Annotated in this window: 13 protein-coding genes and 3 pseudogenes; 9 read left to right on the top strand and 7 right to left on the bottom strand. The window is 54.8% G+C overall.

The genetic code is table 11. The features are described 5' to 3' along the window. From MOY_RS17275 to MOY_RS13360, 3 genes and pseudogenes are all read left to right on the top strand, one after another. Window positions 1–1,065: pseudogene (locus MOY_RS17275) on the top strand (calcium-binding protein); the annotation flags it as partial. A gap of 182 nt (window positions 1,066–1,247) precedes the next feature. Further along, complete coding sequence (locus tag MOY_RS13365; protein ID WP_009100669.1) at window positions 1,248–2,015, top strand: helix-turn-helix transcriptional regulator; 768 nt, start codon at window positions 1,248–1,250, stop codon at window positions 2,013–2,015. Between the two features lie 254 nt (window positions 2,016–2,269). Next, a complete protein-coding gene (locus MOY_RS13360) occupies window positions 2,270–3,220 on the top strand; it encodes an ornithine cyclodeaminase family protein (RefSeq protein WP_009100667.1) in 951 nt (316 codons plus the stop codon). Here MOY_RS13360 and MOY_RS13355 read toward each other — a convergent pair. The 4 genes and pseudogenes from MOY_RS13355 to MOY_RS13340 form a co-directional block, all read right to left on the bottom strand. Continuing rightward, window positions 3,202–4,314: a pyridoxal phosphate-dependent aminotransferase gene (locus MOY_RS13355; protein WP_009100664.1), complete on the bottom strand. Its 1,113-nt coding sequence runs from the start codon at window positions 4,312–4,314 to the stop codon at window positions 3,202–3,204. The genes MOY_RS13360 and MOY_RS13355 overlap by 19 nt on opposite strands. Window positions 4,315–4,461: 147 nt before the next feature. Beyond that, window positions 4,462–5,790: a TRAP transporter large permease gene (locus MOY_RS13350; RefSeq protein ID WP_009100662.1), complete on the bottom strand. Its 1,329-nt coding sequence runs from the start codon at window positions 5,788–5,790 to the stop codon at window positions 4,462–4,464. Continuing rightward, window positions 5,787–6,302 (bottom strand): TRAP transporter small permease subunit, encoded by a 516-nt coding sequence (locus MOY_RS13345; RefSeq protein WP_009100660.1) that lies wholly within the window; start codon window positions 6,300–6,302, stop codon window positions 5,787–5,789. Before MOY_RS13345 ends, MOY_RS13350 begins: the two co-directional genes overlap by 4 nt. 88 nt (window positions 6,303–6,390) lie before the next feature. Then, window positions 6,391–7,356, bottom strand: a pseudogene (locus tag MOY_RS13340) (C4-dicarboxylate ABC transporter substrate-binding protein). Between the two features lie 433 nt (window positions 7,357–7,789). On the opposite strand from MOY_RS13340, the gene MOY_RS13335 reads away from it, so the two are divergent. Genes MOY_RS13335 through MOY_RS13320 form a run of 4 tightly spaced genes read left to right on the top strand, consistent with a single transcriptional unit; the run spans window position 7,790 to window position 14,227 of the window. Beyond that, window positions 7,790–11,455 carry an ATP-binding protein gene (locus MOY_RS13335; RefSeq protein ID WP_009100658.1) on the top strand — a complete coding sequence of 1,222 codons (3,666 nt, stop codon included), beginning with the start codon at window positions 7,790–7,792 and terminating at the stop codon, window positions 11,453–11,455. Then, window positions 11,452–12,087 (top strand): condensin complex protein MksE, encoded by a 636-nt coding sequence (locus tag MOY_RS13330; RefSeq protein ID WP_009100655.1) that lies wholly within the window; start codon window positions 11,452–11,454, stop codon window positions 12,085–12,087. Before MOY_RS13335 ends, MOY_RS13330 begins: the two co-directional genes overlap by 4 nt. Beyond that, entirely contained in the window at window positions 12,084–13,361 is a 1,278-nt protein-coding gene (locus tag MOY_RS13325) for a hypothetical protein (protein WP_009100653.1), read from the top strand. The genes MOY_RS13330 and MOY_RS13325 overlap by 4 nt, the downstream gene beginning before the upstream one ends. Next, window positions 13,358–14,227 (top strand): DUF7281 domain-containing protein, encoded by an 870-nt coding sequence (locus tag MOY_RS13320; protein ID WP_009100650.1) that lies wholly within the window; start codon window positions 13,358–13,360, stop codon window positions 14,225–14,227. The genes MOY_RS13325 and MOY_RS13320 overlap by 4 nt, the downstream gene beginning before the upstream one ends. Window positions 14,228–14,361: 134 nt before the next feature. On the opposite strand, the gene MOY_RS13315 is transcribed toward MOY_RS13320, so the two are convergent. Together MOY_RS13315 and MOY_RS13310 are read right to left on the bottom strand one after the other, a co-directional pair. Then, window positions 14,362–15,432 (bottom strand): nucleotidyl transferase AbiEii/AbiGii toxin family protein, encoded by a 1,071-nt coding sequence (locus MOY_RS13315; RefSeq protein WP_009100648.1) that lies wholly within the window; start codon window positions 15,430–15,432, stop codon window positions 14,362–14,364. Continuing rightward, the gene (locus MOY_RS13310) at window positions 15,429–16,052 is read right to left on the bottom strand and encodes a DUF6088 family protein (RefSeq protein ID WP_035540767.1); all 624 of its coding nucleotides are present in this window, start codon (window positions 16,050–16,052) and stop codon (window positions 15,429–15,431) included. Before MOY_RS13310 ends, MOY_RS13315 begins: the two co-directional genes overlap by 4 nt. A 168-nt stretch (window positions 16,053–16,220) precedes the next feature. On the opposite strand from MOY_RS13310, the pseudogene MOY_RS17190 reads away from it, so the two are divergent. Beyond that, a pseudogene (locus MOY_RS17190) lies at window positions 16,221–16,337 on the top strand (MBL fold metallo-hydrolase); the annotation flags it as partial. Beyond that, complete coding sequence (locus MOY_RS17785; protein ID WP_443134864.1) at window positions 16,288–16,455, top strand: hypothetical protein; 168 nt, start codon at window positions 16,288–16,290, stop codon at window positions 16,453–16,455. The pseudogene MOY_RS17190 and the gene MOY_RS17785, both read left to right, overlap by 50 nt. 136 nt (window positions 16,456–16,591) lie before the next feature. On the opposite strand, the gene MOY_RS17040 is transcribed toward MOY_RS17785, so the two are convergent. Continuing rightward, window positions 16,592–16,735: IS3 family transposase (locus MOY_RS17040; protein ID WP_139029322.1), on the bottom strand; the 144-nt coding region annotated here is incomplete at its 5' end.

Genomic DNA, 16,735 nt, shown 5'->3' with positions numbered 1-16,735 from the left:
GCTGATAGTTTGATTGCAGCAGTTAACACTATTGAAATCCAGAAGGCTGATTTAGTTTCTGTAAATACCGGTGATATTGGTTATAAAGACTTTGAAGCACTGAGTGTTTTAGATAATTTTAATAAAGCAGGGTTGACTGTGACTTATCCGTTAGGAGAGTTGGTGCAGCGTTCCCTCAGTGGTGAAGATTTGCCACAAAGGTATGCTTTAGATGTTTCTAATGAGAAGTTTTTTGCAGTAGGTGAGCTGGATGTCTATGCAGCTGAACGACTCTACAATACTTCGATTGATTTGATTGCTGGCGCTGTTAATAATGATAATTTAGAGCTGTCTTCGCTGGTGTCTTGGGTTGTGAAAGATACTTTTGAAAATATTTATGAAATAAATGTAGAGGATAATGGTGGAGTTGCTTCTGAGTTTTTAGTGAGTGATGCAGTGGAGAATGTAGTTGTAGTAGGAAGTATTCTTGATGATAGCCAAAGCCAAAAGCTGCGCTTTGCTTTAGGAGGTTTTGATAAATTTTCTAACGAACAGGACGGACAACCTGGCGGTAGCATCACTCAATTGTCAAAAACGTTTTTGGTCAATGGTCAACCAGATGGTGATGTTGATCTCATTACTGATTTTCGTGTTGGTGATGCTGATGGGCGTGATGAATTATTTATTGATCTAACTGCCAGTGATGTTGAAATGTTGCGTGGATTTGAGGCAAGTAACGTCATGGATGGCATTTATAGAGCAGGCTTCGGAAAGTATGATGTCAATCAAGATGGTATCGGTACTGGAACTTTAGCTGATGCTGATATTGCCTTTGCCGTATTTACAACTGCCGAATTTGGCGTGGAAGGTGCTGATTGGCTTAGTCAGCTTGGGCTTGCAAACGACGAAGTAGTCTATCTGCTGGCAGGCAATAGTGATACATCAGAAGACCCTGATGATGCTTTACTGCTGCGCGTCTCCTTCTCAGGAGAAGATATTAATACTCAAGCGTTGGCTAACTTCGAAAACCTGGATCTCAACAACTTCCTCGAAGAGAACTGGAACACCAACTACTCTTTCACCTGACCATTTGGGGCGGCTCTGGCCGCCTTAGCGGGTGTTGCGCTCGTTACATGCACTAAGTGGCTGTTGCCCCATTACTATGCTGGTCATCAAGCGTTTACTGAGCGTTAACGCTTGATGGTTTTTTTTAAGTCAGCCGTTTTATAGTTCAATGATTCATCTTGCTCCCATTCAACGGTACATCCATGGCCCAGTTTGAGCTGCATAACCGCAATTTGGCCCCAGAGCAGGTGGCGCACACCCACGATTTTCATCAGCTAATTTTGGCGACGTGCGGTGTCACCGAGCTTGCTATGGAAGGCCAAGGAGAGCGAGTCACAGCTCGCCGTGGTTGCTTAATCCCTTCGTCGCGCCATCATGAGTACCAGGGCGATGGCAGCAATCGCACGCTAGTGCTGGACATTCCCGTGCAGCACTTAGCCACGCTGGAAAAGGGCAGCGAGATTGAGCGCTTATTCGATAAGCCGCGTTTCTTTACCGTTCCACCTGCCTTAAACCAACTTACCCATGCGTTGGCTCATCAGCTTGAGCAGTGCCCGGCGCTGCAAAACGAAATCGCCGTGCTGCTGTTACGGGCGCTCTATATGTATTTACAAGATGAGTCCATACAGACAGCAGGGCAGCTAGGTGCCCGTTGTATCAGCGAACGGCTGGACCTAGAGCGTTTGGACGCCTGGCTAGACCAGCATTTGGCGGATGAAGTGCGCGTTGAGCAGTTAGCTGCCCTGTGTGCCTTAAGTCCAGGCCATTTCCACAGCTGCTTTCGCGAGCTAACGGGTGTTACGCCCCTCGCGTATGTTCAGCGTAGGCGCTTAGAGCATGCTCGCACGTTGGTTCGTCACAGCACGCTTAGTTTAGGTCATATTGCCATGCTGGTAGGCTTTCGTGATCAAGGTAGCTTCTCCCGCGCCTATCGGCGCTACTTTGAGATCGCCCCCTCTTCTGATAGATAAGCCTTGTCGTTAATACTTTTCCCCAATCAACGTTGCTTGGTGTGTTTCAGCACTTGCGGGCAAAGTTTTCAGAGTTTCGGGCAAGCGCGCTGCACCCCATCGTCGTAGTCTCCAACATCTGCTACTACGATTGGAGATCTCGCAATGGCCGCAATTTATCCAGATCATCACTACTTCCAAGGGGTGATGGCAGTCAACAACGCATCGAGATGCCGGCCCAGCAGGGTAAAACGTCACAGTGGGAGGACTAAGTGATGCAGGTTGTCTCTTCTGCAGATGTCGCACGTTACCTTAGTTGGAAAGGCGTGATTAGCCGGTTACATCATACTTTTGTGAAGGGTGTTGAATCTCCGCCGCGTCACCACCACGCCATGTACCGGCCCGATGGTGAAGCGACTATGCTGCTGATGCCTGCCTGGGAGTCGGCGGGCTATATTGGCGTGAAAATGGTAAACGTCTTCCCGCAAAATGCCGATCACGGTATTCCGGCTATCTCTGGGCTTTATCTGCTCAGCGAAGGACAGCACGGCCAGCCCCTGGCCTGTATTGATGGCAGTGAGTTAACGCGCCGACGCACAGCAGCAGCTTCTGCGCTGGCTGCCCAGGCGTTGGCCGTTGAGTCGGCAGAAACGCTGTTGGTGGTGGGTACGGGCAAACTGGCACCTATGGTGATTGAGGCCCACGCCAGCGTTCGCCCCATCAAACGTGTGCTGATTTGGGGGCGTAACCCGAGCAAAGCAGCGGCAATCGCACATGAGTATGCTGACCGTTTTGAAACTCACGTAGTGGAAGAGTTAGCCGCCGCTGTGGGAGAGGCCGACATTGTGAGTTGCGTAACGCTATCCACCCAACCGCTGATTAAAGGCGAATGGCTAACACCGGGCACGCACTTGGATTTAATTGGCGCGTTTCGCCCCCTAATGCGTGAAAGCGACGCAGAGTGCTTACGCCGTGCCGAGGTGTTTGTGGATACCTACGCCGGGGCCAAAGGCGAAGCGGGGGACATTCTGCAAGCCATAGAGGAAGGCGCTTTCCACTTTGATGACATTCAAGCCGAGCTTGCAGAGGTGCTGTCAGGTGCCAAGCCGGGGCGCTCGGATAAAGAGGCCATCACGTTGTTCAAGTCGGTAGGCGCTTCCTTGGAGGATTTGGCCGCTGCGATTGAGCTATGGGAGACACTTACTTCTCACCGTGTCGAGGGGTGAAGCACCTTTTCAAGCGCGGCTAATTTACCGGGTTCCAGGGCTTCTTCCACCGCCGTGATACGGATCACATTCGCCAGCTCAGGGTGCGCTAAACGTGCGACCAGCACACCCTCTGCTAGCAGCTCCTGATGTACCGCGGTGGCAAGTTCGACGGTGGGAAGACGGATGCCGATGAAGTTCGTCGCGCTGGGCAACACATCTGCTCCCAGACCGATAAAATGCAGTGCCAGCTGTTCGCGGCGGGCTTTGACATCCGCAATATGCTGGCGTACTTCCTCGGGGTGGTCGAGCACCACTTCGGCAGCGGCTTGGGTGAAGGAAGAAACCGCGTAGTGAATACGCGCCTTCATCATCATCGTCAGCACGGTAGGCTCGGCAATGGCGTAACCAATGCGTAGCCCGGCCAAACCGTGTGCTTTGGATAGCGTACGCAGGCGAATCACCCCCGGAAGCGCCTTGCTAGCAAAGTCGCTATCCGCATCGTCGCGAAAATCCCCGTAGGCCTCGTCTAATAGCAGCCAGCAAGTTTCTGGCAGCGCTTCGCGTAACGTGAGAATCGCACTGTTGCTATGCAGGTGACCGCTGGGGTTATCCGGATTGGCTAGATAAACCAGCCGAGCATCTTCTTGATGGGCGGCCGCTGCCAGTGCTTCCAAATTGGGTGCGAGTACGCCAGGCGCCTCATGGTAACTTGGCTCAATCAAGCGGCAGCCCTGTCCCTGGGCGAAATAACCGAAGGTAGGGTAGGTGCCTGCGGTGCTAACCACTGTATCGCCCACTGTACAGGTGGTGCGTAGTGCTAGGGCAATCAGGCTGTCGGCTCCGGCATCTACCAGTAGGTGCTCAAGCGGAATGTTCTGCAGCGCGCTCAAACGCTGGCGCACCCCCAGCGCCTCAGCATCACCGTAGCAGTAAACGTGCTGCACCACCGCATCGCCAAAGTGCTCGCGCAGGGCGCGGTGTGGCATATCCAATCCCTCGTTAGAGCCCAGTCGATGAGGAATCTCCCGGCCAATGCGGCGCTCCAACACTTTAATGCCGGGAAAAGGGTTAACAGGGCCTTCGCCAGTGAGGTGGTCGGGATAGCGGGGCATAATGTCTCCAAATCAGATTGCGTAAACGGTAGCTTAGCACTGCAGTGGCCACTCTCGTCCAGCAGGCGCGTATGGTGCTGAGGGTTGTTACACCATGAAAAAAGCCGCCCATAAAGAGCGGCTGAAAACATCCTATTTATAGCATTTTTAGCGCCAAGAAGGGCCACCCATCACGTCTGGCAACCAGAGCGCGATTTGTGGAAACGCTAACACCAGCGCCAGCACGATCAATTGCGCCATGATAAAGGGCACAACGCCTCTATACATATGCCTGAGGGTCACTTCTGGAGGGGTGATCGCCCTTAAGTAGAAAATCGCCGGTGCCAGCGGTGGGGTGAGATAGCTGGTTTGTAGCACCACTAAAAATGCAACACAGAACCAGATCTCATCGAAGCCCAGCATCCTGACGATCGGCATAGCCACAGGGATAATAATCAGTACGACTGAAATCAGATCCAGCACAAACCCTGCAATAAAGGCGATTAGCAGAATCATGCCTAAAATCATCCAGGGGCTCAAGCCGGTGTCCATCAGCAATCCCTGAACCGTCGCCATTCCGCCTGAGGCAAAAAACACCCCAGCAAACATGCTGCCGCCTAATACAATGAGCAGGATCATCGCAGAAATATTCACGGTCTTCACTGCTGACGTCCAAAGAACCGGAACTTTCAAGTTTCGGTAAGCCGCTGCCAAGATGATGGAGCCCAGAGCGCCGCACGCGGCAGCTTCTGTTGGCGTTGCCAAGCCCATAAGAATAGTGCCCAGCACGGTAAAGATCAGCAGCATGGTGGGCACGAGCGCAATCAGCGTGATACGCAGTTTTTCGCCGAGCGGAACATCGGGTTCCTGAACTTGAATGCGCGGCGCCATTTCCGGCTTTAAGTACGCAACGCCAATGATGTAGGCCATGAACATCAACGCCATCAAAAAGCCAGGGATCAGCAAGCCGCTGAACAGCGATCCCACTGAAACCCCTGCCACAGGGCCTAGCACCACAACGGTAATCGAAGGGGGTATGGCTGTACCCAGAGAACCGCTGGCGCAGATGGTGCCTGACATCAGGCTTTTACTGTATTGGTGCTTGAGCATCACGGGGATGGCCAGCATGCCAATGACCGCTTCTGTTGCACCAACAACGCCGCTGGAAGCGGCAAACAGAGTGCCCAAAATGATGGCCCCGATACCCAACCCACCGGGCAAACGGCGCGTCCACATATGAATCGCTTCAAATAAACGCTCGGCTATACCTGAGCGTTYAAGCATTGCGCCCATAAAAATAAACAGCGGTACGGCTGCAAGAATCGAGTTGGACGCCGTGTCTTCGATTTTGGTCAACAGCTGGTAAGCGGCAACGTCGCCAAACTGAATAATGCCAAAGCCGGTGGCCACTAAAATCATTGAAAAGGCGATTGGGAAACCCGCAATGATTAAGGCCATCAGTGCAGGGAACATCAATAGCGCAAGGTAGCTACTCATTCGGCTGACTCCTCTGTGGGGTGTTTACCGACGAGCAAACATAAGGATTTCAGAAGTTCAGCCACTACTTGCAGTGCCAGCAGTGCAAACCCTACAAACCATACCGTGAAGATCGGCCAAACTACCGGGTTCCAAGCAGAGCGGCCTGAGCGTTCATTGGTTTCAAAAGCAGATAGCGCATACTTGGATAGCTCCCATACCAGCCACGCCAATACGGGTAGAAATAGCACGTAACCTATTACGCGAATGGCAGCATTTGCACGTGGGCTAAGCTGTAAAGCGACAATATCTACGCTGACGTGTTGGCCTATACGCAACGCATTGGCCATACCCAGCATGAACATTGCCCCCATTACCATGTAACTAACTTCAAAGGCCCATAAGGTCGGCCTACCGGCTACATAGCGGCTAAATACTTCAATGATTAATGCACCTATTAAAGGCAGGACGAGGAGTGCACCCAACCAGCCAGCAAAGCGGGTGAGCGCCTCTATGGTTCGGATTAGTTTCATGAGGAAATCTCAGCGGATCAGAGGGACATACGCCAACAAACAAAAGAGAGGCCCGTTAAGGCCCCTCTCATTGTTTTAAAAGTGGCTACTAACGGCCCATAACACCAATGGGCAGTCGATATTCAGACCAGTTGCTCATGCTGTCTTTAAACGAGCGCTGAGATTCGAGTACCCGCGCAAACCACTCATTGTCAGCGGCATACTCATCTTCCCACTTGGTTGTCTCTTCATAAATTGCGTCGATGAAGGACTGATCCAGTTCAATCAGCTCATTGGGGCCATCAACCAACTCTTGATAGGCCTCAAGATCAGCGAATGAGCTAGCAAGCCAGGTATCGAAAACCGACAATTTACCGGCAAGACGCAGCATGCTCTGGTCGCGTTCATCTAGCCCTTCCCAGGTATTGCTATTCACCTGGCACTCAAGGAAGCCGCCTGACTGGTGAACGCCAGGGGTAATCACGTATTGCGCGACTTCTTGAAACCCTGTTGGGCGGTTCATTTCAGGGCTGCCCCACTCCGCAGCATCAATCACGCCTCGCTCTAGAGCACTGTAGATATCACTACCCGCCATGACGACCGTAGAAGCGCCTAAACGGGAAGCAATTTCTGCCCATGCGCCAGAGGTACGCAGCCGTAACCCCTGGAAGTCTTCAAGTGTTCTAACCGGCTTGTTGGAATGAAGGAAGATTTCGGTGCCAAGAATGGCACAAGGAAACGCCACAACATCAAATACGTCACGTCGATACTCTTCGTAGAGTTCAGCACCACCGCCTTCGTACATCCATAGCATGAACTCTTCCGGCGTTAAGCCGCTTCAGTGACCTGCCAGCAACGCAGTAGTGGGGTCTGTGCCATAGTCATAGTTAATGTAGTTATGACTAACCTGGGCAACCCCCGACTTCACACTATTGGTAACGCGCAGTGCGCTACCCAGTGTGCCACCGGGGTAGACTTCGATCGCGATTTTTCCATCGGTCAACTCGCTAACGCGATCAGCAAACAGCTGCGCATCACGCTCAAGCCATGGGCCACCGCTCCATGGTGTTGCCATTCGCCAGTTTATATCTGCAGCAGAAGCCGTTACGGATACGCCAAGGCTTAAACCGACCGCCAACGTAATTTTGTTTAGCTTATTCATGGTAGTTTCCTCATAAATGGAGCGTTATAAGTGTGTTTGCTGGCCGTTACTTATGTTTATCGTTTTTTTGAAGTTACCACCTTCGTACATACTGCATTTGGCCCAAACTCAGAAGAATTATGCTGAACCTCAGTAATGGGCAAACTTTGTGTGCAAAAAAGCCTTCGGATGAACTTGGTTCAGGCATGAGGAGGGCGCTAGTGCGTGATGAACGCAGTATGCAGTGAACTGGTGATGTCACAAAGATTGCTGCGTTTTGAAGGGGGTTAATGCAGTATTGGCAAGCGCAGTGGCAAATTAGAAGTGTCTGAGAAAGGCAATACCAACACCAGTCCAAGGATACGGCATGGCTCACTTATTGCGAATCGTGATGATTCACGGCCACTTAAACGGGGTGGTCGAACTCAGTGTGGACGGCCACACCAATATTTGCGGCACCAACGCCTCCGGTAAAACCACGCTACAGCGGCTGGTGCCGGTGTTTTACGGCGAACTACCCAACAAGGTAGTGCCCAAAACCCGCATGAAGTTTGATGCGTTCTACCTGCCCCACCGCAACAGCTATCTGGTGTACGAATACCGTCGCGAAGCGGGCAACATCTGTCAGGCGGTGCTGACCCGCAAAGCCGAAGGTGGGGTGGAGTACCGCTTTGTGGGCGCGCCTTACCAGCCGGAAGATTATCTGGTGGAGAGCGACGCGGGGGTAGCCGCGCTGGATTACACCCAGTGGGCCAGCGGCCTGCGGCGCAACGGCACGCCCGTTTCTCCCAAGCTGGGCGCGACCTCTGAATTTCGCTCGGTGATTCAAAACGACTTTACCCAGCTGCACGGCAACAGTCGCGACGGCCTTAAGCTGCGCCAAATCGCCGCCCAGTTTAGCCTGGTGAAACCCGAGCGGCGCATCCGCCATATCGAAAAGCTGGTCTCGGCGGTGCATGCCAAAGAGGGCAAGATGGACACCCTCAAAACCATGCTGGCGGCGATTTTCGAAGAGGATGGTGTTGAGCTGCCGGTGACGCGGATTCGCAACACTAAGGCGCGGGAGTGGATTGCCCAGATGCGCCAATCTATGCGCTTGGAACCGCTGCAGACAGCGCTGGCCCGGCTCGCCGGTATCGACCGTGAACTCGCCGACCTGGATGCCACACTCTGGCAACTGAAACCCCAGCTGGAAGATGATCGGCAGAAAGCAGAGCGCCGCATGGCCGATGTGGATGCCGAACTGGCTCGCCATCACCGCGAATTCCAGCAGCGGGAGAGCGACTACGGTGAGGCCCGGGACGCGCTAAACGACCGCCACAGCGAAGTGGTCAGCGATCTGCAGCAGACCCAGCGCCGCTTGAATGACCTGCAAACTCAGTACGAGCACTACGCCGATGCGGACATGCCCGCGCTGGAGCGGGATATCAATGCGCTGCCCCAGTGGCGGGAACAGCGCGACCAGCTGCAAAAGCACCTGAACGTGATGCAGGACGCGGTAAAAGAGAGCCAGGCGCGTTTAGACGGCCGACTGCGCGAACTCTCTGAGGCGCTGGCCCGGCAAACGGGAGAAGCCCAGGAGCTCATCGACGCTTTAATAGAAGAGAAAGCCCAGCGCCGTGAGCAGCAGTGGGAAGCCGAACAGCAGTTGAACGAGCGCTACCAGCAGGAGCGCCAACGCCTGGAAGGCGAGTACCAGGCGCAGCTGGAACTCGGCGTCGAGCAGCTCGCCGAACTAAAGGCACAGCTCTCGCTCTCGACCCAAACCGCCGAAGAGGCATCCGAAGCGGAGCTTGCCCAGGCGCGCCTGGATCAAGCCCAGCAGGAGCGCAGCGCCTCGGCGGCGACCCTGGAAGGCCTGCGCCGGGAGTTTGAAAGCTGCCGCCGCGCCCGGGACGACGCCGAACAGCAATTGGTGCAACTTCGCCAGCAGCTGGAGCGCGCCGAGCAACGCTGTTACGCGCTCTATCAGCAGCGCGACCCGGAGCAGGGCAGCCTGCGCCACTTCCTGCGCTACCATCGTCCCGGTTGGGAGCAGCAGCTAGGTAAAGTGATCGCCCCGGAGCTGCTGGAGCGGCGTGATCTTGCCCCGCAACTGGCAGAAAGCGGCAGCGATGACCTGTTTGGGCTGGCGCTGGATCTCTCCGCCATCGCCTTGCCCGACTACGCCCAGGATGAAGCCAGCCTGCTGGCCGCCATCGAAGAGGCGGATGGTGCCAAACGCCGGGTGCAAACGGAGAGCCAAGCCGCCGAGAAATCGCTCAAACAGCATAACGAGCGGGTGCAGCAGGCTGATGAAGCCCAGGATCAGGGCCGCATGGCCCACAAGCGCGCCGAGCAGGAAGTCGAGTTTGCGCTAGAGGCCCGCCGCCAGCAGCAGGAGCGCCACACCAAGCGCCAGCAGGAGCGCCGCACTGCTCATCAAACTGCGTTAGCCAGCCAGGAGCAGGCACAAAAGGAGCTGCGGGAAGAGAAGCAGAAAGCGCTTGACGCCCTTAGCGAGACCCATCAAAGCCAGCTGCTGGAGCTAAAAGCCGACGGCCAGAGCCAGGTGGATAGCCTGGAAGCCCAGCTGCGCCAGTATAAGCAGCAGCTAAGCGACGCCAACGCCGAGCACCAGCGCCAGCGTGGCGAACTGGAAGAAGCCTTTAGCCAGGAACTGGCCGAGCAGGGCGTCGACCCCGCCAAACTCAAAGATACCAAGCAGCGCCTGGCGAGCCAGGAAGAACGCATCCGCGTTACTGCCGCCCGCCAGGATGAACTCACCGAGTACACCCGCTTTATGCGCGTGGAGTGGGGCCAGCATAAACCGCAGTTGGTCGCCCAAGCGGCCGAGCTGGAGCAGGCGGAACAAAAGCTGCAGCGTGACAAAGAGCACCTGAAAAACGACTTCCAGGCGGCGCGCAAAGCTCATCAAAGCACGGTCAGCACGCTAAAAACCCAGCGGGAGAGTGAACATGGCTGTTTGGAAGCGTTAAAGCCGCTGCTGAGCCAATTGGAAGCCTTGGCCATCGAACCCGACGGCCAAGCCCCAGGTGCCCCCTTGGGCGATGTAGAGGAGCGCATTGAGCGAGCCCGCCAGGCGCTGGGCAATCGTCACCAGCTCATCGAGCAGCTACGCCGTGGCTGCCTGGAGGTGGAAAGCCAACTGATCAAAGACGCCAGCAGCGGCTTCGCCGAAGCGCTGGAGAGCGAACGCAGCAAGCTGCAAAGCGACAACCCGCGTCTACAGCTGCCGCTACTGCGCGACATGCTCAAACTGCTGGAAGATCAACAGCAGCAGCTGATTCAGGAAGGGCGCAACCTAAGCGACGACCTGGATAAGTTCTTCACCGTATTCCGCGATCTGAACCGGCGCATCAGCGCCCAAAGCCGCCGGCTTTCCGAAGAGGTCGCCGATGACCTGCGCCTGGAAGGCATCAGCAAAGCCGAAGTGCGCATTCAGTCCACCATTGATGAGCTGGGCTTCTGGGAGCCGCTGAAGCTATTCGCCCAGCGCTATAAAGAGTGGCGGGCATCCGGCCAGACGCTACCCAGCGACGACTACCTCAACGCCCTGGCGGACGTGGTGGATCTGTTGCGCAGCGACCAGCAGTACAGCTTTGAAAGCCTGCTGCGCCTGGAGCTGCACCTGAACGAAGGCGGCACCGATCTGGTGATCAAAAACGACCGCCAGCTGCTGGAATCCTCCAGCCAGGGCATGGCGTATTTGATTCTGTGCAAATTCCTGCTGGCGTTTACCCGCCTGCTGCGCGGCGATGCGGAAATTGCCATCCACTGGCCCATCGATGAAATCGGCACCCTGGCCTACCACAACGTCGAAAAACTCTTCGACGCCTGCGACAGCAACCGCATTCATATCGTCGGCGCGTTTCCCAACCCCGAGTCCGATGTGCTGCTGCTGTTCGCCAACCGCTACCTGATTGATCGCGATGAGGCCAACCCCAACAAGCGGGTGTTAAAACGCATCGAGCCACGGCTAAGCCGCCTGGCCGAACGGCTCCAGGAGCGTCAGCAGGAGGTGACGGTATGATTGAACATGGCCCACTGCTTGAACGCCTGCTGGCGGGTGAGTTTGTCTGCCCGATTAGCGATGAGAGCGGCTATCGCCATCTCACCAATGAAGAGACCCGGGAGGAGATCGATACCTACCTGCGGCCGCTTAATCGGCGGCTGGCCAGCAATGAAGATGGCAGCGTCTATTTTCTGGCCTGGCGTCAGCTCAACGACAGCGCCCGAGATCAGCTCTCGCGCCAGCTCAGCGATACCCTCAATAGCCTGCTGCCACTGCTGGAATGGCTACAACTGGTTCAAGAGGCGCTGGGCCGCGATACCCTGGCTGCCCCCGGCGATGTGCTCAAACCCGCCGAATTCAGCGCCAAGTGTGAAGACAACCAAAGCCTGCGGGAACGCCTGGAGCGCCTGGCCACCGACAGCTTTTTTGGCTCCCAAAGTGACCAGCTGGATGCTCAGGTAAAGCAGGTGTTCAAGCGTCTGAAAGAGCACGGCTACCTGCTCCAGCCCCATTCAGAGCGGCAGGTATTCGTGGTCACCGGCAAGATCGACTACCTGGTGGATCTGGTGCGCTTTATTCGCGATGAAGAGAACCTGCCCATTGAGGCTGATAGCGAGGAAGGCTCCGGTTCACAGGAGGCCCTTCTGTGAATAAGAGCGTGAATAAGAGCGTGAGCAAGAACGCGAACAGCAATGGAAATGAGCTTGAAAGCCGCCTGCTGAAAACCGGCAGCGAACGGCTGGCGCTGCTGGGCAGACACGCCGATGTGTTGATGCAGGCCTACACCCGCGATGAAGTGCCGCTGGAAGCGCTTAGCGACAGCGCGCTACGAAAGCTGCTGGCGGCGCGCATTCTATGGCGGCCGGATGAGCAGAGCGGCGTGAAGCTGGCGCCTAAGGTGCGCGAACTGATCGCCGAGATGCTCGCCGACGAGACCCGCCGCCATGTGAATGCCGATGTAGCAGAAACCCTGGAGCTGATTCGCGCCCTGGTACACAGCTACCGAGAGGCGCGCAGCCGCGGCGAACACTGGCGGTTGGAGCAGCAGTTGATGCGCCTGCGCCAGGAGGTCGACGACCTGAACGGACGCTTCGCCGACGCCATCGACAGCCTATGGCAGCGGCTGAATAGCGATTTTGGTTTCGTCAGCCAGCTCAACGACAAAATCCGCGAAAACGACCGCGCCCAGAAGCAGATCGCCAGGCTGCTGGATGGCCTGGCGCTGATCGACTTCGACGAGTTGATTGAGCTGGTAGGCAGCGACGGCAGCCTGCGCAAGCTATTGATCAGCCAGCTTCAGCAGCAGCTAAGCCACCACTACACCAGCCTGCGCGAAGTGCAGCGCCGCCTGATCGAACTGATGGCGCGCTTTCGTAAGCAGCAGGCGCGCAGCCGTCTAATCAGCGGCATGGCCGCCTTTATGCGTGAACACCCTGGCTTTGTGCCGGGCAACTACGCCCGGCGCAGCGAGGTACCCACGCTGGTCAATCAAGCCGCACCGCTAAGCGCAGCCGCCGCCCCGGCGCTGGATCGTAACCTTGATAGCCAAGTGCTTGCCGAGCTGCTCCACCAGCTACCCCAGCCACGCCACACCACGCAAACGGTAGAAGCCGCAGCCCCTGCTCAAGCACAAGAAAGCAGCCTGGCCGCCGCCCGCCAGCAGGCGCTGAAACAGGATGTGGAGCACTTCTACTTGAGCGTGATCGATCAGCCCCAGGCGGAGCCGGTCAGCGCCCTTGAGTACCTGCACGAAAGCCCTCTGGAATGGCCCGATGAGATCTGGCTCTTCCAGGTGATTTCCGAATACCAGGGCCTGCCCCGCAGCGACCAAAAGGCGTTTAAGCTCAAACAGCAGGAGAGCCAGGCCAGCCAATTCAATCACCTGCGCCTGATCCACGACGTTGAGCTGCAGCTAGCCGTATGAACCTACCCGGTCGCGCCCGCAATGGGCTAAACGGCGTCGCCCGCGAACTGCTCCGCAAGCCCATAGTAGAAAAGCCCCGTGGCCAATGGGTAAACGACGTAGTGGCTTGGTGCCACCAGCACGACATTGACCTAGCCTCGCGCATCAACGGCAAAACGCTACGCTTTGACGCCGCATTGCTGGCGCAGATTAATGACGTTCTAGAGAGCGCCCGCATAGCGCCACTAGGCCGCTCACTCAGTGGCCTGACTAGCAGCGCTCAGGCGAAAGAGGGCGTAGAAGAAGATAAAGCCACCCGTGAAAGCCCCCGAGCACGTCGGGTGCTCGTCAGCTTTCCGCCACAGCCAACAGCAGGGCTTGCCAGCGAGCCACGAGCTATTCGCGATGTGGATGTAATGGGGCTAAAGCTGAGCGCCTTTAGTGCACTAATTCAGGTCGAAAACCTGGACAGCTTCTATGAGTTTTCGCCGGAACTACCCGCACTAAGCGGTTACGCAAATCCGCTAGTCTTTTACCGTGGCGACAGCCACTACGGTGGTGGCTTTGCATTACTCGCTGAGGCGTGGCACAAAACCCGCCGAACACACATCTACGCCGGTGACTTTGATGTAAAAGGCGTCACACTAGCGCTGGATAGCGGCGCTACTCATTTACTCCTGCCCGATATCGAATGGCTCACCCAGAATGCCACGCCGTTGCACGTGCCTGCTGAGCAGTTTCCTTATCAGCGCAGGCTACGCAAACATCTTGCCGTGCTGCCGTCTGATCATCCTTTGCGTGAGTATTTGACGCTGCTGCTTGAAAAGCAGAAGGGACTAAAGCAGCAGTGGTTGGGTGGGGAGATGGTTTGTGTGGCGCTTAGCTAAAAGCCGTTTTGTTGTGGCTGTCACTCAACCCCAATATTTCACGCTTTGCCTTGGTTGGCTGTTAAAGGCCTAATCAGCCAGAGGTCTTCATTAGATTCGAAACTGACGCAGGCTTGATGCTAGCCAAATCGGCTTTACTTGCCTGGAGAGTCGCTGTTAATACCGGCATTTATCCTATCCTGTGCTTCCTTAAGCCTTGAAACGATGGTCTCGAAATCGTCCGGGACGCCAAAAAACATCCTTCCTTCAATTGCAGCGTTGTGATCTGCTGCAATCTGCTTGAGTCGGTCATCTTCTGGTATAAGAACAAGTTGCCCCTTCCGCACTTCCTCGAAATTCACACCCCTCTGGGGCCATCGCTGGCTCTTCATAGCCACCACGTCGACCATCGCTTCCGTGGCATCAATGTGAGCAATAAAATCATCTTGTTGAAGGAGGCAGTCCACGTCGTACCAATGCCTAGCCAGGCGATGTGGGTCTGGGTCTTTTTCCTGAGTCGAAAATTGATGCAGTGCGGTCAGCTTTTCCCAAAGAACATAGCCAGGGTGATATGCTTCAACCGTTGCTTGAGGAAAAGCGATGACTTGCAGTTCTTCTAATTCTGCAAGATAGCATTTGATCTTATGGCTTATCGTTGGTCGGCCCCGGTTTCGGCCACCGAATTCCAGCAAGATGTAGTCGAGTTGGTAATTACTGTCGTAGCTGCTCAGTCTTGGAAAATGGACGTTGACTTTTTCCCCTTTCGAGCTCAGCTCAAGCTCCGCTCGTAGCCCAGCAATCTCATAGTGAGCCAGTTTTTCGTTGAGGCGATCAACAAGATCGGTAGACCACTCTGTAAGTAGTTTTGTCTGCCGCTCGCGGAACTTTTTCTTCTGACTATTGCTTTGGGTAGATTGATCCCAAGCTGCGATCTCATCAGGTTCGCCAGCGAGATCACTCCAGTGAATGGAGAGGTCAATGTCTTCCGAGAAGCGTTCTATGGCACTCCAGCACTTGCTCAGGGCGGTGCCACCCTTGAAGGCGGTTGAGTGGGCGCCAAGCAAGTTTTCGTCATAGAGTAAACGAAGAACCTCCGCTACCCAGATATCCTTCTCAAGGAAATTCTGGGCAAGACCAGCGGGATGCTCTTGGGCGCCAAGGTTTAAGATGGCTTTCAGCTCGTCATGCTTTTTTGGATCGCGATAAAGATCGAAAATGTCCGTCAAACCATCATTTCCTTTTCAAACTGCTCTAATTTGTCATGCCATCCTTCAGGCAGAGAAGTGGACTTGAGCTTTTTGATAGCCATTCGACTTTCTGCCTCAGAAAGTTTCAGCCTGGAAATGGCCTTTTTCAGTCCGCTGAGCTTAACGGAATTGGCTGGGGTAACGGTTAAGCTTCGCAATAGCTCACCTTCCGGTCGTGATTTCCACCGAAGCTTTGATTCTGCGACATGCCGCACCTCGACGACTTCATTACCTATCGAAAACGTTCGGCTGGCACCGTTACTCCAAAATACCGTTTTGACAGGTGCCTGTGTTTGCAGGCCGAGTCGATAAGCGGACTCAACGCCTTGTCTCACTAATGTATAACCATGCTGCTGAGCCCATTTCTTTGCGATCTGCTCTGCACTTGCAGTGATCTTGATAGATGGCATGCTGGCCAGGGGCTTTGGACGAACATACATACCTTTGGCCACACGCTCGACCACGCCTTCTTGAGCGAGCCTGCTTAGCGCTTTTTGCACAGACGCACTTGATCCCAGCTCATGGAACTGGCTGATGGAAAACGGGACGCCTCGCCTCATGTGCCGCAATCGACGGGTGATTTTTTCTGACGTAGACATGGTTTAACCTGACATGATGGTTACACAGTAAAATCAGTCTAGCCCTTTAATAATAGGGTGTGCAAGCGTTTTGATGTCAGGATAGAAAAGCTTCATTGAGCGTACTTTTAGTGATGGAGAAATGAAGTGATCCAATTGAAATGGTCATCTTGATACGATCCTACCTAACATCAGGTCTTGCATACCAAGCTAACATTCCATTCCTTGAAAGCCATCTTGATTACCCACGTGCACGGTGACCACTGCTATGGGCTGCCGGGCATACTGGCGAGTGCGGGGATGGGCGATTGCCTACGCCCCTCTTGAAATGGTCTCAGCCCTAAGTGAAACCAGCGTGCTGTTCGCCGCGCTGATTTCCACCATCATCATCAAAGAAGCTTCATCGCTTGCGACATTCCGTTAACACTCTACAAGCTTAAGATCACTCAGCTTTTATTGAATGTTTCAATTCCCAAAGCTCCCACACGTCATCTTTTTGGCCTCCGGCCTTCAAATAAAACTGTTTGGCTGCGTCGTTATCTTGAATCGCCCCGGATATTCTAGACACCCGTTAGGCTCTTAAAGTAACGCCTTTCATACTCAACCGGTGACAAGTTATCACTTGTGCCGTGTCGGCGCTTTGGGTTGTAAAACATTTCAATATAATTGAACACGTCACATCTAGCTGCTTCGCGTGTTGAATA

This window comes from Halomonas sp. GFAJ-1 (assembly GCF_000236625.2).
In the GTDB taxonomy this organism is placed as follows: Bacteria; Pseudomonadota; Gammaproteobacteria; order Pseudomonadales; family Halomonadaceae; genus Vreelandella.
The sequence above is the reverse complement of the archived record's forward strand: the minus strand, read 5'-3'. Positions and strand labels throughout refer to the sequence as shown.